The sequence below is a fragment of the Sinorhizobium chiapasense genome (assembly GCF_036488675.1).
GTDB classification, from domain to species: Bacteria; Pseudomonadota; Alphaproteobacteria; order Rhizobiales; family Rhizobiaceae; genus Sinorhizobium; species Sinorhizobium chiapasense.
The window spans coordinates 75879-97134 of the sequence record NZ_CP133148.1 but is presented as its reverse complement, the minus strand read 5'-3'; the positions used below and the strand labels follow the sequence as shown (position 1 = coordinate 97134).

At 61.8% G+C, this 21256-nt stretch carries 21 protein-coding genes; 9 read left to right on the top strand and 12 right to left on the bottom strand.

Annotated elements, in window-relative coordinates; translation table 11 throughout:
• Positions 1 to 158: 158 nt before the first annotated feature.
• The 4 genes from RB548_RS00455 to RB548_RS00440 all read right to left on the bottom strand — a co-directional run bounded on the left by RB548_RS00455 (position 159) and on the right by RB548_RS00440 (position 6377).
• On the bottom strand, positions 159 to 1640 hold the full coding sequence (locus tag RB548_RS00455) for a sensor histidine kinase (protein ID WP_331373119.1): 1482 nt from the start codon (positions 1638 to 1640) through the stop codon (positions 159 to 161).
• Positions 1641 to 1881: 241 nt separating this feature from the next.
• On the bottom strand, positions 1882 to 3306 hold the full coding sequence (locus RB548_RS00450; protein WP_331373118.1) for a dihydrolipoyl dehydrogenase family protein: 1425 nt from the start codon (positions 3304 to 3306) through the stop codon (positions 1882 to 1884).
• A gap of 16 nt (positions 3307 to 3322) precedes the next feature.
• On the bottom strand, positions 3323 to 4120 hold the full coding sequence (locus tag RB548_RS00445) for a TVP38/TMEM64 family protein (protein WP_331373117.1): 798 nt from the start codon (positions 4118 to 4120) through the stop codon (positions 3323 to 3325).
• A gap of 262 nt (positions 4121 to 4382) precedes the next feature.
• A complete protein-coding gene (locus RB548_RS00440) occupies positions 4383 to 6377 on the bottom strand; it encodes a methyl-accepting chemotaxis protein (protein ID WP_331373116.1) in 1995 nt (664 codons plus the stop codon).
• A 393-nt stretch (positions 6378 to 6770) separates the two neighbouring features.
• On the opposite strand from RB548_RS00440, the gene rpmH reads away from it, so the two are divergent.
• The 6 genes from rpmH (at position 6771) to RB548_RS00410 (ending at position 11681) form a co-directional block, all read left to right on the top strand.
• A complete protein-coding gene (rpmH, locus tag RB548_RS00435) occupies positions 6771 to 6905 on the top strand; it encodes a 50S ribosomal protein L34 (protein WP_012706673.1) in 135 nt (44 codons plus the stop codon).
• 20 nt (positions 6906 to 6925) lie between these two features.
• Positions 6926 to 7324: a ribonuclease P protein component gene (gene rnpA, locus RB548_RS00430; RefSeq protein ID WP_331373115.1), complete on the top strand. Its 399-nt coding sequence runs from the start codon at positions 6926 to 6928 to the stop codon at positions 7322 to 7324.
• Entirely contained in the window at positions 7324 to 9108 is a 1785-nt protein-coding gene (yidC, locus tag RB548_RS00425) for a membrane protein insertase YidC (RefSeq protein WP_331373114.1), read from the top strand. Before rnpA ends, yidC begins: the two co-directional genes overlap by 1 nt.
• A 158-nt stretch (positions 9109 to 9266) precedes the next feature.
• Positions 9267 to 10262: a DMT family transporter gene (locus RB548_RS00420; protein ID WP_331373113.1), complete on the top strand. Its 996-nt coding sequence runs from the start codon at positions 9267 to 9269 to the stop codon at positions 10260 to 10262.
• Positions 10259 to 10915, top strand: coding sequence for a ribosome biogenesis GTP-binding protein YihA/YsxC (gene yihA, locus RB548_RS00415; RefSeq protein ID WP_331373112.1), 657 nt, complete (start codon positions 10259 to 10261; stop codon positions 10913 to 10915). The genes RB548_RS00420 and yihA overlap by 4 nt, the downstream gene beginning before the upstream one ends.
• A 229-nt stretch (positions 10916 to 11144) precedes the next feature.
• The gene (locus RB548_RS00410; protein ID WP_331373111.1) at positions 11145 to 11681 is read left to right on the top strand and encodes a DUF1269 domain-containing protein; all 537 of its coding nucleotides are present in this window, start codon (positions 11145 to 11147) and stop codon (positions 11679 to 11681) included.
• Between the two features lie 101 nt (positions 11682 to 11782).
• On the opposite strand, the gene msrB is transcribed toward RB548_RS00410, so the two are convergent.
• The 4 genes from msrB to RB548_RS00390 all read right to left on the bottom strand — a co-directional run bounded on the left by msrB (position 11783) and on the right by RB548_RS00390 (position 14631).
• On the bottom strand, positions 11783 to 12277 hold the full coding sequence (gene msrB / locus RB548_RS00405; protein WP_331373110.1) for a peptide-methionine (R)-S-oxide reductase MsrB: 495 nt from the start codon (positions 12275 to 12277) through the stop codon (positions 11783 to 11785).
• Positions 12278 to 12532: 255 nt separating this feature from the next.
• Positions 12533 to 13090: a fasciclin domain-containing protein gene (locus RB548_RS00400; protein ID WP_331373109.1), complete on the bottom strand. Its 558-nt coding sequence runs from the start codon at positions 13088 to 13090 to the stop codon at positions 12533 to 12535.
• 291 nt (positions 13091 to 13381) lie between these two features.
• A complete protein-coding gene (locus tag RB548_RS00395) occupies positions 13382 to 14095 on the bottom strand; it encodes an anti-sigma factor (protein WP_331373108.1) in 714 nt (237 codons plus the stop codon).
• Entirely contained in the window at positions 14092 to 14631 is a 540-nt protein-coding gene (locus RB548_RS00390) for a sigma-70 family RNA polymerase sigma factor (RefSeq protein ID WP_331373107.1), read from the bottom strand. Before RB548_RS00390 ends, RB548_RS00395 begins: the two co-directional genes overlap by 4 nt.
• Before the next feature lie 257 nt (positions 14632 to 14888).
• Between RB548_RS00390 and argB the strand changes: the two genes are divergently transcribed.
• Entirely contained in the window at positions 14889 to 15776 is an 888-nt protein-coding gene (argB, locus tag RB548_RS00385) for an acetylglutamate kinase (protein WP_136506784.1), read from the top strand.
• A gap of 22 nt (positions 15777 to 15798) precedes the next feature.
• Here the strand turns inward: argB and RB548_RS00380 are convergent, their stop codons facing one another.
• From RB548_RS00380 to RB548_RS00370, 3 genes are all read right to left on the bottom strand, one after another.
• Positions 15799 to 16575, bottom strand: coding sequence for an isocitrate lyase/PEP mutase family protein (locus RB548_RS00380; RefSeq protein WP_331373106.1), 777 nt, complete (start codon positions 16573 to 16575; stop codon positions 15799 to 15801).
• Positions 16572 to 17651, bottom strand: a complete 1080-nt coding sequence (locus tag RB548_RS00375; RefSeq protein WP_331373105.1) for a bifunctional transcriptional activator/DNA repair enzyme AdaA — start codon at positions 17649 to 17651, stop codon at positions 16572 to 16574. The genes RB548_RS00380 and RB548_RS00375 overlap by 4 nt, the downstream gene beginning before the upstream one ends.
• Positions 17652 to 17717: 66 nt before the next feature.
• Positions 17718 to 18632, bottom strand: a complete 915-nt coding sequence (locus tag RB548_RS00370; RefSeq protein WP_331373104.1) for a DMT family transporter — start codon at positions 18630 to 18632, stop codon at positions 17718 to 17720.
• A 104-nt stretch (positions 18633 to 18736) separates the two neighbouring features.
• Between RB548_RS00370 and RB548_RS00365 the strand changes: the two genes are divergently transcribed.
• A complete protein-coding gene (locus RB548_RS00365) occupies positions 18737 to 19450 on the top strand; it encodes a pyrimidine 5'-nucleotidase (protein ID WP_331373103.1) in 714 nt (237 codons plus the stop codon).
• A 125-nt stretch (positions 19451 to 19575) separates the two neighbouring features.
• The gene (locus RB548_RS00360; protein WP_331373102.1) at positions 19576 to 20097 is read left to right on the top strand and encodes an EF-hand domain-containing protein; all 522 of its coding nucleotides are present in this window, start codon (positions 19576 to 19578) and stop codon (positions 20095 to 20097) included.
• Positions 20098 to 20148: 51 nt separating this feature from the next.
• Here the strand turns inward: RB548_RS00360 and RB548_RS00355 are convergent, their stop codons facing one another.
• Positions 20149 to 21048 (bottom strand): LOG family protein, encoded by a 900-nt coding sequence (locus RB548_RS00355; RefSeq protein ID WP_331373101.1) that lies wholly within the window; start codon positions 21046 to 21048, stop codon positions 20149 to 20151.
• Positions 21049 to 21256 lie beyond the last annotated feature (208 nt).

The following is a 21256-nucleotide window of genomic DNA, read 5'->3' as shown; positions in this document are numbered from 1 at the left end:
GTGACAACCGCTTGCGTGGCGATCCTCTACTGGGTCCTTTCGGCGATTGCAAGCGCCTTTCGGCAAAAAATTTCATTTTTGCGACGACAGTGAATAAGCCGCCGGAGAGAGCGATCGGGTCTCGGCGATGAGACCGCCGCCGGTCCAGGGACCGGATATCAGGGGCGCGCCTTCGAGCGGAAAGCGTCCAACGGCACCGGACGATCCGGCAGTTCGATACGGAACAGCGTACCGGGCGTCGGCTTTTCGACGAGTGCGATCGTACCCCCATGAGCGAGCACCAGTTCGCGGGCGATGGCGAGCCCGAGGCCCGTGCCGCCGGAGCGCGCCGAGCCGCGGAAGGCGGTAAACAGGTTTTCGCGCGCCTTGGCCGGCATGCCCGGCCCCGTGTCGTCGATGGAAATCGTAACCACGCTTCCGGTTCGCATGGCCGAAACGGAGACCGACCGGGCACGGCCGTCCTCCGGCTCATGATTCGTCAACGCCTGGACTGCGTTGCGACAGATGTTGTGGACGACGCGGAAAAGCTGCTCGCTGTCGGCGTCGACCACCACGTCGTCCCGTATCTGGATTTCGAAATCGATGCCGCTCTGGCGATCGATGGCGAGGAGTTCGGCGACATCCTCGACGAGCGGACGCAAGGCGACAAAGCGACGGTGCGGCTCTGCCTCGGCCGTGCGCCCGTAGGAGAGAACCTCCTGCGTATAGCCGACGGCGCGGTCGATCGTCCGCAGCAAGGTCGGCGCGAAACGTTTGACCACCGGATCATCGACATCGGCGAGCCGATCGGAAATGAGTTGCGCGGACGAGAGAATGTTGCGCATGTCGTGGTTGATCTTCGAAACCGCGAGGCCGAGCTCGGCAAGGCTCTTCTGTTGCTTCAAGGTTTTCTGCAGCTCGCGCTGCATGCTCGCGAGGTGCTGGCCGGCGACCGCCAGCTCATCGCCACCCTCCGGCGGAACGAGGAGTCGCTCCGGGTCGGACGGCTCGTTGGAAAACTCCTGCATGCTCGCCGTCATCCGCCTGATCGGCACAATCAGCATGCGGTTGATGGCGAGAAAGATCAGTGCCGCCGTGATCAGCGAAATCGCGATCGACAGAAGGAACACGTTGCGTGAATAGACAAGCATCGCCTTGCGCAGCCCGGCATCCTTCATCACCAGTTCGATCGTCGCATCGCTTTCGCCGAGCGGGCCATAGACGCGCATGATCCGGCTGCCGCCGAAGAGCAGCGTGTCGAATGCGTCGCGGATCGCAGCGACGGGGGTGAAGTTGGCGATATCGTATTCGCCATCGATTGCCGGCGGCATGTCGACGGTGGCGATCATCCTCGACGCATCCTTGCGGCGAATGACGATTGCCTTGGTTCCTGTCGCCATCAACGTGTCGCGCTGCACGGCCCGCGGAAGCTCGACATTCTGCAGTCCGTCGACTACGACGGCCGCCGCGGCCACCGTGTTCAGCCGATCCTGAAGCCAGCGGATCCGCATGTTGGCGACCGACGGCACGAAGATCAGCACCTCCGCCAGCATGACGAATGCGACAGTCAAAAGCAGCAGCTTGCCGGAGAGTCCGCGGAGGAACCCCACGGCCGCTCGGGGCATAGCATTCGCATTGGCCGGACGCGCGTCTTCCACCATAACTCTAGAACGTTCCCTGCAACTTACAGCGCCGCGCGTCCAATCGGACGCGCTAATGTCGCTGCAACACTTTGAACTGCTGCATGATTTTGCCCTTAAATCGATTCCGATTTAAGGAATCATGCAGTAGAGCGGGATGAGGAAAAGTGTGCGCGGTTTCCGGCCCGCATCCCGCGTCTCAACTTATTAGCATCCATCACGTTTATGATCTTGGGTCGATTCGACCCAAGATCATCGTGATCTAGCCGAAATACCGCAGCAGTCCAATCACGGATCGAACGAGCGGACTTCGCGCCATGGGAGTATAATAGGAGATCGATGCCTGTTTTCCAATCTCGGACAAGGTGGGATAGGGCGCCACATAGCCGCGAAAATGCTTGAGCGTCAGACGATTGGCGACAGCGAAAGCAAAGCCGTTGATCATCTCTCCGGCGCCGGCGCCGGCGATCGCAGCGCCGAGGATCCGTCCGCGCCGACCGACGGTGATCTTGATGATGCCCCGGCCGATCCCATCGGTGCGGGCGCGATCATTGGCGGAAAAGTCCCAGCGGACGGTGTCGATACGACCGAACTTTTCCCGTGCCTCTGCCTCGCCTAGCCCGACCTGCGCCAGTTCCGGATCCGTGAACGTGACCCGCGGGACGATGTCGCGGTCTTCGCGCGCCGGTACGCGGAACAGGATCTGCTGGAGCACGAGCCGCGCGTGGTAACTCGCGACATGGGTGAACTGCAGGCCGCCAGCAGCATCGCCGATCGCATAGACGCGGCGATTGCTTGTCCGCAGGTCAGTGCCAACGGCGATCCTCTTCGGGTCGTGGCGGATACCGGCGGCGTCGAGGTCGAGGGAAACGTGATTCGGAGCACGGCCGGTGGCCAGCAACAGAACGCTGCCGTCGACAGAAAAGCGCCCCTGCGCGTTTTCGCAATGCAGCCGCACGCCGCCCCCGTACCGTTCGACGGAGTGTATGGCGGTTTCCTCGTGAAGAACGGCACCCTCGGCGCGGATCGCGTCCAGAACGATCGCCACCAGTTCCGGATCGCCGCTCGAAAGCGCCTTGCTGCTCTCCAGGACGGTCACACGTGCGCCGAGCCGGCGATAAGCCTGGGCCATTTCCAGCCCGACGGGTCCGGCGCCGATGATGACGAGATGTTCCGGCAGCCGCGTCAGGTCGAAGAGCGTCTCGTTGGTGAGGTACGGTGTCTCGGCAAGCCCGGGAATTGCGGGAACAGCCGGAGACGAGCCGGTCGCGATCACGAAACGCCGCGCCCGGATGAGATGATCGCCGGCCGCGACCGTGCCGCCATCGACGAACCGGGCCGTATCGGCGATGACTTTCACGCCGAGACTCTCGAAGCGCTCGGCGGAATCGTGCGGCGCGATTGCGCCGATGACCGCATGGATCCGCGCCTGCAATCTTTCGTAATCGACGATCGGCTCGCCTGCGGCGATGCCGAATTCCTGTGCCGCGCGGATCGCCTGCGCGTGTTTCGCGGCCGCGATCAACGCCTTCGACGGTACGCAGCCAAAATTCAGGCAATCCCCACCCATTCGGCCGCGTTCGATGAGAACGACCGGCACGCCGAAGGCCGCGGCGCCAGCGGCCACGGACAGGCCCGCCGCACCACCACCGATTACACAGATATCCGGATTGAGGACCTTCGCCACGCCGCCTTCCGTCCTATCAGACCGTCTTGCGGCGCGACTGTATTAGCTTGAACGCCAGAGGCAATGCCGCGATGAGCGTCAGCGCCGCAAGCCCGAGCGAAATGTCCCTCGTCGCAAAATCCGAAAGCGACAGCTCACCGCCAGCCGCCGCCGAGCGGGCGATCACATTGTCGAGGCTGCGGCCGAGCCAGGCATAGGCGAGCGTGCCCGGCACGATGCCGATCAGCGTTGCGGTGGCGAACGTGCGCAGCCGCACGTCAAAGAAAGCCGGTGCGATATTGACGACGAAGAAGGGAAAGATCGGCGCAAGCCGCAGGACCAGGAGGTAAAGGAACGCATTGCGCCGGAAACCTTCCGCCAGCCGCTCCAGGAAGCGTCCGGCGCGCGGACGCAGGAGGTCGCCGAGGACTCCGCGCGCGGCAAGGAACAGAAGGCAGGATCCGAGCGTCGCCGCGGCGATCGCAATGATTCCACCCGTCACACAGCCGAACAGGAACCCCGAAAATATGGTCAGCACCGACGCAGCCGGGATGGAAAAGACTACCACCGCAACATAGACCGCAAAGAAGGCGGAACCGGCGCGGAGCGGGTAGGTATCAACATAGGCGCTGAGGATCTCGCGGTGATGGACGAGCGCCGTCAACGAAAGATAACGCGGCAGACCAAACGCATAGCAGGCGGCACCGCCGACAAGCAGAAGAGCGAACGGGACGAACCGCCACCACGAACGGCGTGGCGCATGTTCAGCGTCGCTCCGTCCCGACGAAGGGTTCAGGGCTGCACCTTCCGCCCCGTTTCTGACACCATGGCTCATGCGGCTTTGCTTTCGGCGAGATCTACCCCTGAGTTAGAGGGAATCCGGACGCGGAACCAATAACGAATGGTCGCGCCGTCAAACGTCAACGTGAGCGGTTCGCCCTGACAACTCACGTTGCCGTGAAAACGAGAACCATCATTCTGGTGCCGCCGGAGCAATTGCACCACAGAATTTTTCTCGCGGAGAACACAGAGGCCATCCGCGAGAAAATTTCGTGACGTCAGCGTCCTTTACGCGTCTGATAAGGCGCGCTGTAGGCTCAGAACTCCTCCCAATCGTCGCGCGCCGCGGCGGCACCGCCACCGAAAGCTCGAGCGACGCTGCCCATCATCCGCCGGGCGGGCGAAGCGACGGGCCGGCTTGTCTCCCTTGCCGGTGCGATTGCCCCGGCGGTGACGCGATCGACCTTGAAATAGGCGATCAGGTTGGCAAGGTTGCCGGTTTCGGCCGAAAGCTTGTGCGTCGCGGCATTCGCCTCTTCGACCATTGCGGCGTTGCGCTGCGTGACCTGGTCCATCTGATTGACGGCCGTACTGACCTCGGCAAGCCCCGTCGACTGCTCGCGCGCGGCGGTGGCGATCGAATGGATATGGTCGTTGATCTTCAGGACGCGCGTTTCGATCTCGCCGAGCGCGGATCCGGTCGCCTGGACGAGCTTGACACCGGTCGCGACTTCGCTGCCCGATTTCGAAATCAACGCCTTGATGTCCTTGGCGGCACTGGCGGCGCGTTGCGCGAGTTCGCGCACCTCCTGGGCCACGACTGCGAACCCCTTGCCGGCGTCACCCGCGCGCGCCGCCTCGACGCCCGCATTCAGAGCCAAAAGATTGGTCTGGAAGGCGATTTCATCGATGACGTTGGTGATCTGGCCGATCTCGTTCGAGGCCTGCTCGATGCGGCCCATCGCCTCGACCGCGTTACGGACGACGGAGGCCGACTCTGCTGCGCTTTCCTTGGCCTCGGTGACCATCACCGATGCTTCCTGCGCTCTCTCGGTCGAACTGCGGACGGCGGCCGTGATCTCGTCGAGCGCGGCCGAGGTTTCCTCGAGCGAAGCGGCCTGCTGCTCCGTGCGCTTCGACAGGTCGTCTGCTGCCGAGCGCAATTCGGATGCGTTGCCGTTGATCGAGTCCGTCGTCGTGCGCACCTCGCGCAGGGTTTTCTGCAAGGTCGTCAGCGTGTCGTTGACGTTCTTCTGCAACTCCGCGAAGGCACCCTGGAACTGGCCGTTCATGCTTTGCGTCAGGTCGCCGGCGGCAAGGCTTGCGATGACCCGCCGCGTTTCGGAAATCCCGCTGTCGACGCTGCCGACGAGCTCGTTGACGCTCGCGGCAAAGCGGTTGAGGTCGTCGTTGCCATAGTCCTTGCTGATGCGCCTGGTGAAATCGCCGGCGGCGGCCGCCGAAACGACGATGCCGATGCTCGACTGGAGATCCGCGCTCTTTTCTCTCAGCGCCGCTTCCTGGGCGTTGAGTTCACGCACGGCAAGTCCGTTCTGCTTGAAGATGCCGACGGCGGCAGCCATGTCGCCGATTTCGTCCTTGCGGCCGGCAAAGGGCACGTCGACGGAGAGATCACCTCCGGCGAGCTGCTTCATGGCGCCCGTCAGGGCGAGGATCGGTCGGCTGAGCTGGTTGGTGCCGATGTAGAAGGCCGTACCGATGCCGGCGACCAGGCCGAGGCCGGCAATGCCGAGCACAACGACAATAATGGAGCGCTCAAATGCCGCGATCTCTTCCGTGATCGCCTGAAGCGACTCGAGATTGGCATCCACGACCACGTCTATCTCGGCCTGGAAAGCCTTGCGATTGGCGCGATTGGCGTCGTTGTTGCCCTGCTCGTTGGCAGCCTGCGGCGAAACCTCTTGGCCGAGACGGGCCGTCTCGGTGCGGAAGGTCTTGAATTCCTCCGCGCGCTTTGCGAGCGCATCGAAAGAGGCGAGGTCGTCGGCGGGAACCAGCGGACGCCAGTCTTCGAGCAGTCCGTCGATCTTGTCGAGGTTCTTGAGGAGGCCTTCGGCGAAGGGTTTTGCCTTTTCGATCGTCGGCGCCGCGTAAATGCCGCGCGATTCCATGACGACGCCGGTCACCAGACGGTTGAGCCGCTCGCCCTTGAACGCCCGGTCGGATGCGTTCTGGAATTGATGAAGCTTGTCGTTGTACTCCGACACGATCAGTAGCGACATGCCGGTAATGGCGATCGCAAGCAGGCTCATGATGCCGACGATCAAGTAGATTTTCCCACGAATTTTCATTTCCTGCCCCTCGCCGCGTACTCACCTAAAACGGGTAGTTACCTGTGGTCTACACGTAATTGATTAAATGCTAAAATACATGTGGTTAACAAAGAACTGACCGCTCCGGCCAACTTCTGGTGAGGCCGGATTAGCTGTTTGTTCACCGATCTGCGCTAGGCGCAGCGCCCGTTAATCGCTCTCGGATTGCCGCGGCACGCGAAAGTCCGTTCAATCCGGCTTCCATCGCTCGTGCGGCCCAACGCCTGCCGGGAATTGACTTTGTCGGCCTTTTGTCCCTATAAGCCGCGCACGTCCGGTCCGACCGCCCGCAAGGCGGAGCTGTGCCCGCTACGTAAACGCTCTTGCAATTTGCAAACTCAAGAAGGGCCGCACACCGCGGTATTTAAATAAATGAAGCGTACCTACCAACCGTCCAAGCTTGTTCGCAAGCGCCGTCACGGCTTCCGTGCACGCATGTCCACCAAGGGTGGCCAGAAGGTCCTCGCAGCCCGCCGGGCTCGTGGCCGCAAGCGTCTCTCGGCCTAAGCCGCGCCTGCCCGAAACCTATGTCCGGGCATATGACGTCAGATAAAGACAAGACGACTGTCGGGCGGCTGAAAAGCCGTCCGCAGTTTTTGGCCGTCAGAGCTGGAGAAAGCCGCAAAGGCCCATTATTTCTCCTCGAAGTGCTCGACCGCAAGGATCTGGAGAGTGATGCCCGCGTCGGCTTCACAGTCACCAAGAAGCACGGCAATGCCGTAGAGCGCAACCGAATGCGCCGACGCCTCAAAGAAGCAGTGCGGCTTTCAGCCGGGTTTGCAATGAAACCCGGACACGACTATGTGATTGTCGCCCGACGCGATCTGCTGCATGCCCCCTTCGACGCATTGACCCGGGCGCTCTGCGATCGCATCGAAAACAAGCCGAAACAGAAGCGGCCTTCGGCCGGTTCCAGGAAACCATGATGGAAAACAACCGCAATTATTTCGTCGCGATTGCACTGTCCGTGCTGATCCTCGTCGCTTGGCAATTTTTCTATGTCAACCCGAGGATCGAAAAGGACCGCATCGCTGCGGAACAGGCCCAGCAGACGCAACAGGCTCAGCCCCAGGAGGGTACGCAGCAGGCGACGCCGGGCCAGGCGCCTGGCGGCGGTGCCATCCCGGGCGCAGGCGAAAACCGCGATCAGGCGATCGCCAAGTCTGCACGCGTTGCGATCGATACGCCGGCGCTTTCGGGATCCATCAACCTGGCCGGCGCACGGCTCGACGACCTGAGGCTCAAGGGGTACCACGAGACGGTCGATCCGAAGAGCCCCGTCATCACCCTCTTCAGCCCCGCGGAAACGGCGGACGGCTATTTTACCGAGATCGGCTATATCGGTAACGACGCGACCGGCTCGGTGCCGGGTCCGCAGACCGCCTGGACGCTCTCGGGCGGCGACAAGCTGACGCCATCGACACCGGTCACCCTTAACTATACCAACGACAAGGGTATCACCTTCATCCGGACGATCTCCGTCGACGATCGCTACATGTTCCAGGTTGTCGACAGCATCAAGAACGAAACGTCGGCGCCGATTTCGCTGTCGTCCTACGGCCGCGTCACACGCTTTAACAAGCCGACGACGCCGAGCATCTACGTGCTGCACGAGGGCTTCATCGGCGTGGCCGGGGACAACGGCCTGCAGGAGGTCGGCTACTCGAAGGTCGAAGACAGCCAGCCCGTTGAACCGGGCAAATCGACTAGCGGCTGGCTGGGCATCACCGACAAGTACTGGGCCGCGACGATCGTTCCGCCGCAGGAGACCCCATTCGAAATGCGCTTCTCGCACTTCACCGACGGTCGGGCGCGCTTTCAGAGCGACTACAAGGGCGATGCGGTCACCATCGCTCCGGGCCAATCTACGGAAGTCAAGAATCTCGTTTTCGCCGGCGCGAAGGAAGTTCCGGTCGTCGACAGTTATGAGGCTGCCTACTCTATTCCGAATTTCGACAAGCTGATCGACTGGGGCTGGTTCTACTTCATCACCAAGCCGATGTTCAAAATGATGGATTTCTTCTTCCGTCTGTTCGGCAATTTCGGCATCGCGATCCTGATCACCACGATCGTCGTCAAGCTGATCTTCTTCCCGCTCGCCAACAAGCAGTATGCGTCGATGGCGAACATGAAGAAGGTCCAGCCGAAGATGGAGGAACTGAAGAAGAAGTTCGGCGACGACCGCATGGGCCTGCAGCAGGCGATGATGCAGCTCTACAAGGACGAGAAGATCAACCCGCTGGCGGGCTGCTGGCCGATCCTCATCCAGATCCCGGTATTCTTCGCGCTCTACAAGGTAATTTACATCACCATCGAGATGCGCCATGCGCCGTTCTTCGGCTGGATTCAGGACCTCTCCGCCCCGGATCCGACGACAATCGTCAACCTTTTCGGCCTGCTTCCGTTCGATGCTCCGTCCTTCCTGCACCTCGGCGTCTGGCCGCTCGTCATGGGTGTCACCATGTTCCTGCAGATGCGCATGAACCCGACGCCGCCGGATCCGACCCAGGCGATGCTATTCACCTGGATGCCGGTGGTCTTCACCTTCATGCTGGCGTCCTTCCCGGCCGGCCTCGTCATCTACTGGGCCTGGAACAACACGCTGTCGATCATCCAGCAGTCGATCATCATGAAGCGCCAGGGCGTGAAGATCGAGCTCTTCGACAACCTCAAATCGCTGTTTGCGAAGAAACCCAAACCGGCGGAATAGCCGCCGGCCCTACTATAGTCCGCTTCAAAAGCCTCGGATCGAACGGTCCGGGGCTTTTTCTTTGTCATTCCGCTTTGCGACAACCACTTGTCGCGAACACCCGCGTCCGCAACCGTCAAGCGTTCTATTGTCGGTCGGCTTCGATTCGGGGTCCGATCATGTCGCAGCCAACCGTCCTTCCGAGTACCGTCGCGTCGACGCAGGGCCGCGCGACCGGCATCGCGCTCGTTCTCGGCTCGGCGGTTGTGTGGAGCTTCGGCGGCACCCTGGCACGCTTCCTTGAGATCGACGACAGCTGGATCATCGTCTTCTGGCGATCAATCTTTGCCGCGCTCTTCCTCATCGCCTTCATGCTGGTCCGCGATGGCGCTTCGAACATGTCGCGGCTCTTCCGCGACATGGGCTGGCCGGGCGTGGCGGTCGGTTGCTGTTTCGCCACCGCATCGACAAGCTTCGTGCTCGCGCTCGCCTATACGACCGTCGCCAACATCCTGCTCGTTCAGGCGGGCGTGCCGCTCATCGCGGCCCTTATGAGCTGGGTTCTATTCCGCGAAGGCGTCTCGCAGCTTACCGTGCTGGCAATCGCCGCAGTCATCGCCGGCGTGCTGGTGATGGTCTCGGATTCGCTTACCGGCGCCGTCTCGCCGGTCGGGGATGCGCTCGCCCTGCTGATCGCGCTTGCCTTCGCCTGCGCCACGGTCATCACCCGCCGCTACGCCGATGTCCGCATGACCCCCGCGGCCTGCCTCGGCACACTCATTGCCGCAACGATCGCCGCCACGCAGGCCTCGGGATTTGCCGTGACCCCGTCCGAACTCGGCATTCTCATAGCCTTCGGGGCGCTGAATTTCGGGCTCGGATTGGCGCTGTTCGTCACCGGTGCGCGGCTGCTTCCTTCGGCGCTCGCAGCGTTGCTCGGCACGGTCGAAACTGTCCTCGCGCCTCTCTGGGTTGCTGTCATCCATGACGAAATTCCCCGCGCCAATACCATCATCGGCGGGTCGATCGTGCTCTTCGCCCTCTTTGCCTATCTCGCTGTCGAGCTCTGGCGCAACGCCGGCTGCGCACCGAAGCTCGAGCAAATCCGGGTCGTGCTTGACAAGACGGGGCAAAACCTTGAAGCCGACCGGGCAACGGGGAAAAACGAGCGATGACCGGGAAAAAGAAAAACCAGAACGATTCCTCCGCCTTCGGCCGCCCGTGGATCTTCATCCGCGGCGTTCCGGCCATGAAGTTCCTGCCGCCCGAGGGGCCGCTGGAGATTGCCTTTGCCGGTCGCTCGAATGTCGGCAAGTCATCGTTAATCAACGCCCTTGTCGGACAGAAGGGCCTTGCACGTACGTCGAACACGCCGGGCCGCACCCAGGAGCTCAATTATTTCGTGCCGGATGGTTATTCCGGCGAGGCGGGCGACCTGCCGCCGATGGCGCTCGTCGACATGCCGGGCTACGGCTACGCGCAGGCGCCCAAGGAACACGTCGACGCCTGGACAAAGCTCGTCTTCGACTATCTGCGCGGCCGTTCCACGCTGAAGCGTGTCTATGTGCTGATCGACGCCCGTCACGGCATCAAGAAGAACGACGAAGAGGTGCTCGCGCTGCTCGACAAGGCTGCCGTTTCCTATCAGATCGTGCTCACCAAGACGGACAAGATCAAAGCGGCGGGCGTGCCGCGGCTGATCGCCGAAACGATCGAGAAGATCAAGAAGCGCCCGGCCGCCTTTCCCGAGGTGCTGTCGACCTCGTCGGAAAAGGGCGCCGGCATCGAAGAACTGCGGGCAGCGATCGATCTCGCCGTTGCCCGCTGAAGGGGTGCGCTTCCCGCCCAAAGACAAAAGTCTTTGATCTTCGTCACTACCCTGACACGCAAAGCGCTCTATTTCTGCGAGCGGCGGCATTCTTTGCCGACCGGGGCCTACAGCGCCGCGCGTCTTATCAGACGCGCAAAGGACGCTGTAGCACTTTGAATTGGCGCATGTTTTTTACCTTAAATCGGCGACGATTTAAGGAAACATGCAGCAGATGCAGGAGAGAGACATGTCCGATTTGATTGTCGTAGGGTTCGATTCGACGGAAGAGGCCGACAAGGTTCTCTTGAAGCTGAACAGCCTTAAGAAAGAATATCTGATCGACCTTGAAGACGCGGTCGTGGTCTTGCGCGACGGCGAAGGCAAGGTGCACCTGAAGCAAAGCCTCAATCTCACCGCCGTCGGCGCGACTTCGGGCCTTCTTTCGGGTTCGCTCTGGGGCGGCCTCGTCGGCCTGCTCTTCCTCAACCCACTTGCGGGCTTCGCGATCGGCGGGGCGCTCGGCGCGGGCGCCGGGGCGCTCTCCGGTTCGCTTGCCGACTACGGCATCGACGATGAGTTCATCAAGTCGCTCGGCAATACGATCCCGAACAATTCCTCTGCACTGTTTGTTCTGGTGCGCAAAGTGCAACCGGAAAAGGTGCTCGCCGAGTTTTCGGGGCTGCGCGGCCGCGTGCTGAAAACGTCGCTCTCGCCCGAGCAGGAGCAGAGGCTGCAGGCTGCGCTCTCCGATGCGCAGACACCGCCGCAGGCCACTGCGTCCTAGATCATTCATTGTCGCGTTGCCCTCAACCGGGCTGCCGGTCGCCCTCTCCCCATTTTGATGGGGAGAAGGCGACCGGGTGAGGAGCAAAGCTTCGTCTGCCTTCATGCGGCGGCCGGCGCAAATGTCAGCGCCAGCCCATTGATGCAGTGCCGCTTGCCGGTCGGCGGCGGGCCGTCATCGAAAATGTGGCCGAGATGCCCGCCGCAGCGGCGGCAGTGGCATTCGGTCCTTGTCATGAACAGGGAATCGTCCTCGCGTGTGCCGACTGCGTTCGGAAACGATTGCCAGAAGCTCGGCCAGCCGGTGCCGCTGTCATATTTCGCCTCGGAGGAATAGAGGGCCAGGTCGCACCCCGCACAGTGGAAGATCCCCTTGCGTTTCTCGTTGTTGAGCGCGCTCGTGAAGGGCCGTTCCGTGTCCTCCTGCCGCAGAATGCCGTATTGCTCCGCAGTCAGGATTGCGCGCCACTCCTCGTCCGTCTTCACGACCTCGAAAGTTTCGCCGCCGGCCGCACGCACAGCGGGCACAAAGCCACGCGCAATCGTCCATGCGGCGAGCGCGGCGCCCGCCATCAGAAAATTGCGACGGTTCGTCATGGGAACCTCCCGTCCAAGGCGCCTTTGCCGTTGATGTTCAATTGGAGATTAGCGGCCCGACAGAACCATGACAAAACAAAGTCCATCAAACCGCCGTGAGAGCAGCAAAGCAAACGGCTTGGGCGCGGCGGGCCGACGCCCGCCACCCCCTGCATGTTTCCTTAAATCGGAGACGATTTGGGATGAAAACATGCAGCGATTCAGAGTGTTACAGCGACCTTTGTGCGTCCGAAAGAACGCACGGCGCTGTAAGGATCATCCCTTCGGCAGCAGCACCTTGTTGATGACATGGATGACGCCGTTCGACTGCTTCACGTCGGCTATCGTCACCCAGGCCGTGCCGCCGGTTTCGTCGGTCAGGCTGATCTTGCCGCCCTCGGCCTTCGCCTTCAGGATGCAACCGCCGACCGTCTTGACGTCATGTTCCCCGCCGTCATCCTTGACCATCTCGGTGATCGCCGACGACATCGCGTTTGCGGCTACGACATGGCAGGTCAGCACAGTCGTGAGCTTGTCCTTGTTCTCGGGCTTCAAGAGTGTGTCGACGGTGCCGGCCGGCAGGGCCGCAAAGGCTTCGTTCGTCGGAGCGAAGACGGTGAACGGCCCCTTGCCTTGCAGCGTCTCGACAAGACCGGCAGCCTTCACGGCCGCAACCAGCGTCGTATGGTCCTTCGAGTTGATGGCATTTTCGATGATATTCTTCTCGGCATACATCGGCGCGCCGCCGACCATCGGGTTGTCGGCGTAGGCGACGACTGCACCTGTCGTAAACATGGAGGCGACAAGAGCCGAACGGATCACAAACTTGAACATCTCTCTTCCTTCCTGTTGCGCTTGCCCATTGAGACCACCCTTGAAAGTGTCTGCTCGGGCGATTGCTGTTCCCCCTACAGCGCCGCGCGTCTTACAGGACGCGCGAAGGACGCTGTAACACTTTGAATTGCTGCATGTTTTTATCCTCAAATCGGCTACGACTTGAGGAAACATGCAGTAGGGAACATGACAAGCAACGGGAGGTGCGGAAGAAGAGTTTCAGCTAACGCGACTTTCCCCTATCTGTTTGAAAAGATGACGTATATTTCCGGGTCGCTGCGGGTGTCGGCGTTAGAGACGGCGGGTCGTACCCTGCGCGACAACCGCACCGGTGGGCGCGCCGGTCGGCGAACCACCGAGCGGCTCGACACTGACGGCAAGGATCGAGCCCTCGCCGAATCTCGTCCGCATTTCGGGCGGCAGGCGGATTTCACCTTCGCCGGACTGTGGCAGTACGCCCAACGAGACCGCTGGATCGTCGCCCTCGATCAGCCAGAGTTCCAGAGATTTTTCCTCGGTCTGCCGCGCCGCCACCGGCGTCAGCTTCAGGCTCCCGGACGTTCTGTCGAAGCGGGCGACGAGACTGATGGCGTTGCCTTCGCCGGAGAGTTCCGCCACCAACGGCCGGCTTTGCGGCTCGCTGAAGAGGCCAGCCATGGACGCACCCATGATTGCGACGGCAGCGAGCGATGCGACGGTAAGGCTGCGCCAGAGAAGAAGCGAGTTCCAGAATCCGACCCGAGGGCTGGCCGCCGGCGACGGCGGAAAGATGCTGCGCTCGACAGCGGCGAAGACGTGGGCCGGTGGCCGAACCGCTTCATAGGCATCGTCGAAAGAGGCGAGATTGTGCTGCCAGCGATCGACCATGGCGGCGAAATTCCGGTCCGATGCCATGCGCGCCTCGACCTTGCGGCGGTCCTCGGCCGACAGAACGCCGAGCACGTATTCCCCTGCGATCACCTCATCGCGCCGAAAATCTCCGCTTTCGGGATTCTGCGTCGTCATCGCTCCATGCACTCTCTCAGTTTCAGGAGGCTGCGTCTCAACCAGGTCCGCATCGTATTGAGCGGTACCGCGAACATCTCGGCCAGTTCCTGGTAGCTCAATCCTTCGACATAGGCTCGGCGCACCGCCTCGGCGCGATCCTTCTCGAGCTCCTCCATGCAGGCGTCGATCCGCCTGCCTTCTGACCGGACTGCTGCCGATCGTTCTGGATCTGGAGCAGGATCAGCCAAATCATAGGCCTCGTCAATCGCGTTTGCGACGGGTTTTCGCGCCCGGATGAGATCGATTGCGTGGTTGCGTGCGATTGCCGTCAGCCAGGACATGGGGCTTGCCTGGCCTGTCGCGAAACGGTCGGCGCGCTGCCAGACCTTGACGTAAATTTCCTGTAGCGCCTCTTCCGCTTCGCCGCGATCCTTGAGTATACGCAGACAGACGCCGAAGAGTTTCGGGCTCGTCTGGCGATAGAGCGCAACGAAGGCATCGCGGTCCCTCAGAACCACGCGGCCGAGCAGCGCGGAGATCTCCTCATCGGCCATGGCGACTGCGCCCCTTAGATCACGATGGTTTGGGTCGGATCGACCCAAACCATGACGTGGCCTGATAAGTTGGAGCGGGATGCGGGCGGAAAACCGCACACACTTTTCCTCATCCCGCTCCATGCCTCAAAGCATCACCATAGGATAGAGAGACCGCCAGAACCAGCAGTGTCATTACGGCTTTATGTTGCGCCCCGATCATTCCATCCTTTCGGAACTTGCGCTAAACAGCAGCCGAGATTTTTCGAGGGTCCGTCATGTCCGCATCAGAAAGTGAAATCCAGGCACGCCTGCTCACCCAGGCACTGCCCTACATGCAGCGCTACGAGAACAAAACGATTGTCGTCAAATATGGCGGCCATGCCATGGGCAATCCGGAACTGGGGCGCGCGTTCGCCAGCGACATCGCGCTCCTAAAACAGTCCGGCGTCAACCCGATCGTCGTGCACGGCGGCGGACCGCAGATCGGCGCGATGCTCTCGAAAATGGGCATCGAATCGAAATTCGAAGGCGGGTTGCGCGTTACCGACGAGAAGACCGTCGAAATTGTCGAGATGGTGCTCGCCGGCTCGATCAACAAGGAAATCGTCGCTCTCATCAACCAGACCGGCGAATGGGCGATCGGTCTTTGCGGCAAGGACGGCAACATGGTGTTTGCCGAAAAGGCCAAGAAAACCATTCGCGATCCGGACTCCAACATCGAGCGCGTTCTCGATCTCGGATTCGTCGGCGACGTGGTCGAGGTGGACCGCACACTGCTCGATCTGCTTGCCCGCTCGGAAATGATTCCGGTGATCGCGCCGGTAGCGCCCGGCCGCGATGGTCACACCTACAATATCAATGCCGACACCTTTGCAGGCGCCATCGCCGGAGCGCTGAACGCCACCCGCCTCCTTTTCCTCACCGACGTGCCGGGCGTGCTCAACAAGCAGGGCGAACTGATCAAGGAGCTGTCGGTGGCGCAGGCGCGCGCACTGATTGCCGACGGCACGATCTCCGGCGGCATGATCCCGAAGGTCGAGACTTGCATCGACGCCATCAAGGCCGGCGTGCAGGGCGTGGTCATTCTGAACGGCAAGACCGCCCATTCGGTCCTGCTCGAGATCTTCACCGAACGCGGCGCCGGTACACTGATCGTACCGTGATTTAGCGCAGGAGCGCCGCGTATTACGTGGCGGCGCTCTCGTAGACCTTTTGCGCCTCCTCACGCAGGCGCTCGATCATGGCGCGATAGGGAAACGGCCCGTAGCTGACCCGGCCGACACCGGCAGCGGCAAGCGTCGCGAGATCCGGTGCGCCCGGCTTCATCATGACATTCACCGGCATGGTCGACGCCGCGCAAAGCCTGCCGATCAGCTCCGCATCGGCCAGTCCCGGTGCGAAGAAGCCGCTGGCACCGGCTTCGGCATAGGCCTTGGCGCGCGCAATCGCCTCATCGAGCAAGGCTGCGTGGCGCGTTGCGTCGCTTTCCTGGAGGAAGAGGTCAGTGCGAGCGTTGACGAAGAGCGCTATGCCGCGCCGCTCCGCCATTTCGCGGATCGCCCGGATACGTGCCGCCTGCTTCTCGACGGCATGGACGCCGCCTTTGCCCACCACCTGATCTTCAAAATTGATACCCACCGCCCCGGCATCGAGCAACTGCGCAACATTCGCCGCGCCCTTCGCCGCATCCTCGGAATAGGCACCCTCGAAATCGACCGAGAGCGGAAGGTCCGTTGCACCGACAATCAGCCGGACGATTTCGAGAAGAAGCGCGAGCGGTATCTTTTGCCCATCGCCAAAACCCTGCGCGGCGGCCACCGACCAGCTTCCGGTGGCAAGTGCCTTCGCGCCGGCCTCCGCCACGCAGCGGGCACTGCCCGCATCCCAGATATTGTACAGAACGACCGGGTTGCCCTTGCGATGCAAGGCTCCAAAGGCAAGCGCCTTTTCCTGCTGATTCATCCAACATCCTCCGCAAACAATCCAACGGGTTTCATCTTGCCCTCGTGGCGCAGCAGCCATTGTTTTCGCCAGAGACCGCCGCCATAGCCCGTCAGCGATCCGTCCGAGCCGACGCAACGATGGCAAGGGATAACGATTGCGACGCGGTTGGCGCCGTTTGCCCTGGCTACGGCACGCACCGCCTGGGGCGTGGCGACGTCCCGCGCAATATCGCTGTAAGATCGCGTCTCGCCTACCGGTATTTTTAACAGCTTTGCCCAGACCTGCCGTTCGAAGGCGCTGCCGTCGAGCGCCAGGGGCGTGAGGAATTCGCTCGATTCGCCGGCAAAGTAGGTGTTCAGTTCCGACTCGATCTGGTCGATCGGCGGTGTCCTGCCCGACGCGACGGCGGATCGCGTCTTGCGCTTCAGGCTTTCCATTTCGGTCGGCAGGGCTTTTCGGTCGTGGAATTCGAGCAGATGAAGGTGCGTCTTGTCGGAGACCGCCACCATCGGCCCGAGCGGTGTTTCGATCGTATCGGCAAAGAGCAATTGGCGACCCTGCGACATGGCAGGCGCCTCCCCTATCAGCTTCGCGAATGCGGCGCGAAAGCCGCTCGGCGAGTCATAACCGGCATCGATCTGCGCCTCGATGACGCTGGCGCCGGCCGAAAGCTGGCGAGCGGCCTCGCCCATCCGCCGCTGGCGGGCGAGGTCGAGAAAGGTGACGCCAAGCGCCCGTTTGAAGGCGCGACGCACAGTCGACGGATCGAAGCCGCGCCGGACAAGATCGTCCTCGGTCCAGCGATGGTCCGGAGCGTGGTCAAGGAGCTTCAGGAGGTCGTTGACCAGCGGTTCCTTGTCAGAGGGCTGGTTGAGCGGACGGCACCGCTCGCAGGGCCGGAAGCCGGAGTCGATACAAGCGGCAACGCTGTCGAAAAACAGCGTATTCTCCCGCTTCGGCTTGCGGGCAGGACATGAGAGCCGGCAGAAGACACCGGTGCTCTTGACGCAGACGAAGGCCTGGCCTTCGTAATCGACGCTTCGGGCCAGAAGTGCGTCGTAAAGGATGTCGTCGTTCGGCAAATCGAAAAGCATGCGACTGTTGTAACACTCGTCACGCGACTCGTCCGCCGAAATTCGGGCGCCTATTTCGGGCGCCCTTTACAAAGCGATCAGCATCACGACGCCGAGTACGATCAGCAGGCAGCCGAGCAATTCGAGGCGGTTGATCCACTCGCGAAATACGAAGAAGGAGGAGGCGAAGGTGAAGAGCATCTCGACCTGCGCCACGACCTTGACGATCGCGGCCTGCTGCAAGGTCATCGCCATGAACCAGCCGAAGGATGCCGAGGCGCCGACAAAGCCGACGACGAAGGCCGGTCGCCATGCGGCGCCGATCCGTTGCAGTTCCTCCGGCTCGCGGATCACGATCCAGGCAAGCATCACGACGGTTTGCAGCAGGATGACGAAGCCGAGCGTGAAGCTCGCCTGCATCGCATAGTCCGGTGCCGGCAGGCTCGGCGCCAGCGCCAGCGAGGCGGAGCGATAGGAAACCGCCGAGAGGCCGAAGAAGGTACCGGACGCAAGGCCTATTCCGGCCGTGCGGCTGAAAACCGAAGTTACCAGAGACCGCGGGCTAAGCGTGGTGCGGGCGACGGAGATGAGCATGACGCCTACCACCGAAATGGCGATCGCCACCAGCGCGCCCTGGCTCGCTTTCTCGCCCAGGAAAATCAGGCCGAAGAGCGCCGCCTGCGCCGGTTCGGTGCGAGAGTAGGCCGTGCCGACGGCGAAGTTGCGAAAGGAAAAGAGATGGACGAGCAGGAAAGTCGCGGCAATCTGCGCCAGTCCGCCGACGACAGCCCAGAGAAAAAACGCGGCATTCGGGACCGGCAGGGGGTGCCCGGCGCCACGCCAAAGGACGACGAGGTAGAAGAGTGCGAAAGGCAAGCCGAAGCCGAAGCGCACGAAGGTCGCGCCGATGGTGCCCATGACGCCCTTGAGGTGCTTCTGCATGGCGGAGCGGACATTCTGAAGGAACGCCGCGGCGACGGTGATAAGGACCCAGGTTTCCATTTTCGCGAGCTAGCACGCGCACGACGGACAATCCATTGGTGCGCGCGGCGCGAGATAAAATAAATCCGTTTTCCTTCGTAAGCCTGCCATGTCATAACCCGGCCATGAAAAAGCTCGATCGCCTCCCGACCCATGCCGAGTTCGCCCATGTCACAGACTGGGTCTTCGATCTCGATAACACGCTCTATCCGCACCACGTCAACCTCTTCGCACAGATCGACCGCAACATGACGGCCTATGTCGCCGAACTCCTGTCGCTCGAGCCGGCGGAAGCGAAGAAGTTGCAGAAGGAATACTACCGCGATCACGGCACGACGCTGCAAGGACTGATGGTTCATCATGGCGTCGACCCGAACGACTTCCTGCAGAGGGCGCACGCAATCGACTACAGCGTGGTTCCGGCCGACCCCGCGCTCGGCGAGGCGATCAAGGCGCTGCCGGGGCGCAAATTCATCTTCACCAATGGCAGTGTCGCCCATGCGGAAATGACAGCGCGCGCACTCGGCATTCTCGACCACTTCGACGACATCTTCGACATCGTCGCCGCCAATTTCGTGCCCAAGCCTGCCGGCGACACCTATGACAAGTTCATGAGCCTTCATCGCGTCGATACCCGCAATGCAGTCATGTTCGAGGACTTGCCGCGCAATCTCCTGGTCCCGAAGGCGCTCGGCATGAAAACCGTGCTGCTCGTGCCGCGCAATCTCGAATACGAATTCGTCGAGGCCTGGGAGACGTCGAGCGACGCGGACGAGCAGATCGACTACGTCACCGAGAACCTTGCCGGATTCCTGCGGCGGGTCGTGGCGCAGCCCTGACGCAACACGATTCAACCACTGAAAAACCGCTAACCCGCCAGAGGTTTGAATTACGAAAGTTTAACTGGCGCCAAGCCCCTGCTTGCCTATCCTTTGCTCAGGATAATTGATCGAAGGAAAGCATGATGCGTAACAGGACCTTCATTCTCGGCGCCACCATCCTCGCCGTGGCGGTCACCGGCCTTTCAGCACCTTCATTTGCAGCCAGAAACAAACTCACGACCGAACAGCGCGTGGAGCGCATGATCAAACGCCTCGACACGAGCGGCGATTCGAAGGTCTCCCTTCAGGAACTTCAGGCGCGGATCTCGACGAATTTCAAAAGCTTCGACACCAACGGCAATGGTGAGATCAGCCGCGAAGAGATCGAGGCAATGCGCCAGGCATTCCGCGAGGCGCGCAAAGCATGGCGCGACGCCAGGGCGAAGACCGGTACGGAGCGGGACCAGGCGATCGCCAAGCTCCGCGAGGCTCGGCCCGCCATGCTTCCGGGGATGCGACCGCGCGCGTTTGCACGTGTCGACGCCGACGGCAACGGATCTCTGAGCGCCGCCGAATTGGTAGGTGCTGCGGAGCGGATGTTCAAGCGCCGCGACCGCAACGGCGACGGTCTGATCGACGCCTCCGATTTTGCGAGAGGGGTCTAACGCGACTCCCTCTCGCCCTCTTCCGCATGGAGGCGGCGAGAAGCCGGTATTCTACCGCCGGCCAGACGCCATCGGGATCGATCGCGGGTCCACCGTTTCGTAGAAGCGGGCAATGATCTCCCAGGCCTCTTCCGCGGTCTCGACGAAATGCACGAGATCGACGTCGTTCGGCGCGATCGTGCCGAACTCGGCCAGTGCCTCGAAGTTGACGATGGTGCGCCAGAACTTTTCGCCGAAGAGGATGAGCGGCACCAGGGCCAGACGGCCCGTCTGCATCAGCGTCAGCGTTTCGAACAATTCATCCAGCGTACCGAAGCCGCCGGGAAACACCGTGACCGCCTTCGCGCGCAGCAGGAAATGCATCTTGCGGATGGCGAAATAGTGGAAGTTGAACGACAGTTCCGGCGTCACGAAGCGGTTCGGCGCCTGCTCGTGCGGCAGCACGATGTTGAGACCGATCGAAGGGGCTCCGGCGTCCGCCGCGCCGCGGTTTCCCGCCTCCATCACCCCCGGGCCGCCGCCGGTGACAATGACATATTCCTTGAAGTGGAGCTTGGCGGACTGCTCCGAGCAGATCCGCGCGAATTTGCGTGCTTCGTCGTAATAAATCGATGCTGCTTCGAGGTTCTTGCGCTGCGTATCGTTCTTGGCCGCCCAGGCCTCGCCGCCCGGCTCGGGGATGCGCGCGCCGCCGAACATCACCACGGTCGAATTGATCCCCCGCTCCTCGAGCATCATCTCCGTCTTCAGGAGCTCGAGTTGCAGACGTACCGGCCTCAATTCTTCGCGGCAGAGAAAATCATCATCGATATAGGCGAGGCGATAGGTCGGCGAGGCCGACTGCGGCGTCAGCGGCACGGTCGAGGCGCGCAGCCTGCTCTGCGAGCTGTCGGCCAGCGGATCCCAGACCCCATCCTTGCGGCGCAGACTGCGCTTCTTCATACGTGCCATATTTCATCTTCCCGTCGCGTTTCGCACAGACGGCATCTCGTCCGGACGCGCCCTGTCGTGTTTCCTCGGTCATAGAGGCGTCCCTACTGCCGGAAACACGGAAGTTTGCCAAGTCCTGCTGAGATGTCGGAGCCAAAAGCGCTTCAACTTTTCAGATTTATGCCTCTACGGCGCCACACGTCATCGAGACGCGTGAGGTCGCGGTAGC

Bases quoted from the DNA above. Each gene is read 5' to 3' on its own strand.
- RB548_RS00365 (WP_331373103.1), top strand. From the start codon at position 18,737: ATGAAAAAGCTCGATCGCCTCCCGACCCATGCCGAGTTCGCCCATGTC.
- RB548_RS00355 (WP_331373101.1), bottom strand. From the start codon at position 21,048: ATGGCACGTATGAAGAAGCGCAGTCTGCGCCGCAAGGATGGGGTCTGG.
- yidC (WP_331373114.1), top strand. From the start codon at position 7,324: ATGGAAAACAACCGCAATTATTTCGTCGCGATTGCACTGTCCGTGCTG.
- RB548_RS00455 (WP_331373119.1), bottom strand. From the start codon at position 1,640: ATGGTGGAAGACGCGCGTCCGGCCAATGCGAATGCTATGCCCCGAGCG.
- RB548_RS00380 (WP_331373106.1), bottom strand. From the start codon at position 16,575: ATGAATCAGCAGGAAAAGGCGCTTGCCTTTGGAGCCTTGCATCGCAAG.
- argB (WP_136506784.1), top strand. From the start codon at position 14,889: ATGTCCGCATCAGAAAGTGAAATCCAGGCACGCCTGCTCACCCAGGCA.
- RB548_RS00390 (WP_331373107.1), bottom strand. From the start codon at position 14,631: ATGGCCGATGAGGAGATCTCCGCGCTGCTCGGCCGCGTGGTTCTGAGG.
- RB548_RS00410 (WP_331373111.1), top strand. From the start codon at position 11,145: ATGTCCGATTTGATTGTCGTAGGGTTCGATTCGACGGAAGAGGCCGAC.
- RB548_RS00440 (WP_331373116.1), bottom strand. From the start codon at position 6,377: ATGAAAATTCGTGGGAAAATCTACTTGATCGTCGGCATCATGAGCCTG.
- RB548_RS00445 (WP_331373117.1), bottom strand. From the start codon at position 4,120: ATGAGCCATGGTGTCAGAAACGGGGCGGAAGGTGCAGCCCTGAACCCT.
- RB548_RS00375 (WP_331373105.1), bottom strand. From the start codon at position 17,651: ATGCTTTTCGATTTGCCGAACGACGACATCCTTTACGACGCACTTCTG.
- RB548_RS00370 (WP_331373104.1), bottom strand. From the start codon at position 18,632: ATGGAAACCTGGGTCCTTATCACCGTCGCCGCGGCGTTCCTTCAGAAT.
- RB548_RS00400 (WP_331373109.1), bottom strand. From the start codon at position 13,090: ATGTTCAAGTTTGTGATCCGTTCGGCTCTTGTCGCCTCCATGTTTACG.
- RB548_RS00360 (WP_331373102.1), top strand. From the start codon at position 19,576: ATGCGTAACAGGACCTTCATTCTCGGCGCCACCATCCTCGCCGTGGCG.
- RB548_RS00395 (WP_331373108.1), bottom strand. From the start codon at position 14,095: ATGACGACGCAGAATCCCGAAAGCGGAGATTTTCGGCGCGATGAGGTG.
- msrB (WP_331373110.1), bottom strand. From the start codon at position 12,277: ATGACGAACCGTCGCAATTTTCTGATGGCGGGCGCCGCGCTCGCCGCA.
- rpmH (WP_012706673.1), top strand. From the start codon at position 6,771: ATGAAGCGTACCTACCAACCGTCCAAGCTTGTTCGCAAGCGCCGTCAC.
- rnpA (WP_331373115.1), top strand. From the start codon at position 6,926: ATGTCCGGGCATATGACGTCAGATAAAGACAAGACGACTGTCGGGCGG.
- yihA (WP_331373112.1), top strand. From the start codon at position 10,259: ATGACCGGGAAAAAGAAAAACCAGAACGATTCCTCCGCCTTCGGCCGC.
- RB548_RS00420 (WP_331373113.1), top strand. From the start codon at position 9,267: ATGTCGCAGCCAACCGTCCTTCCGAGTACCGTCGCGTCGACGCAGGGC.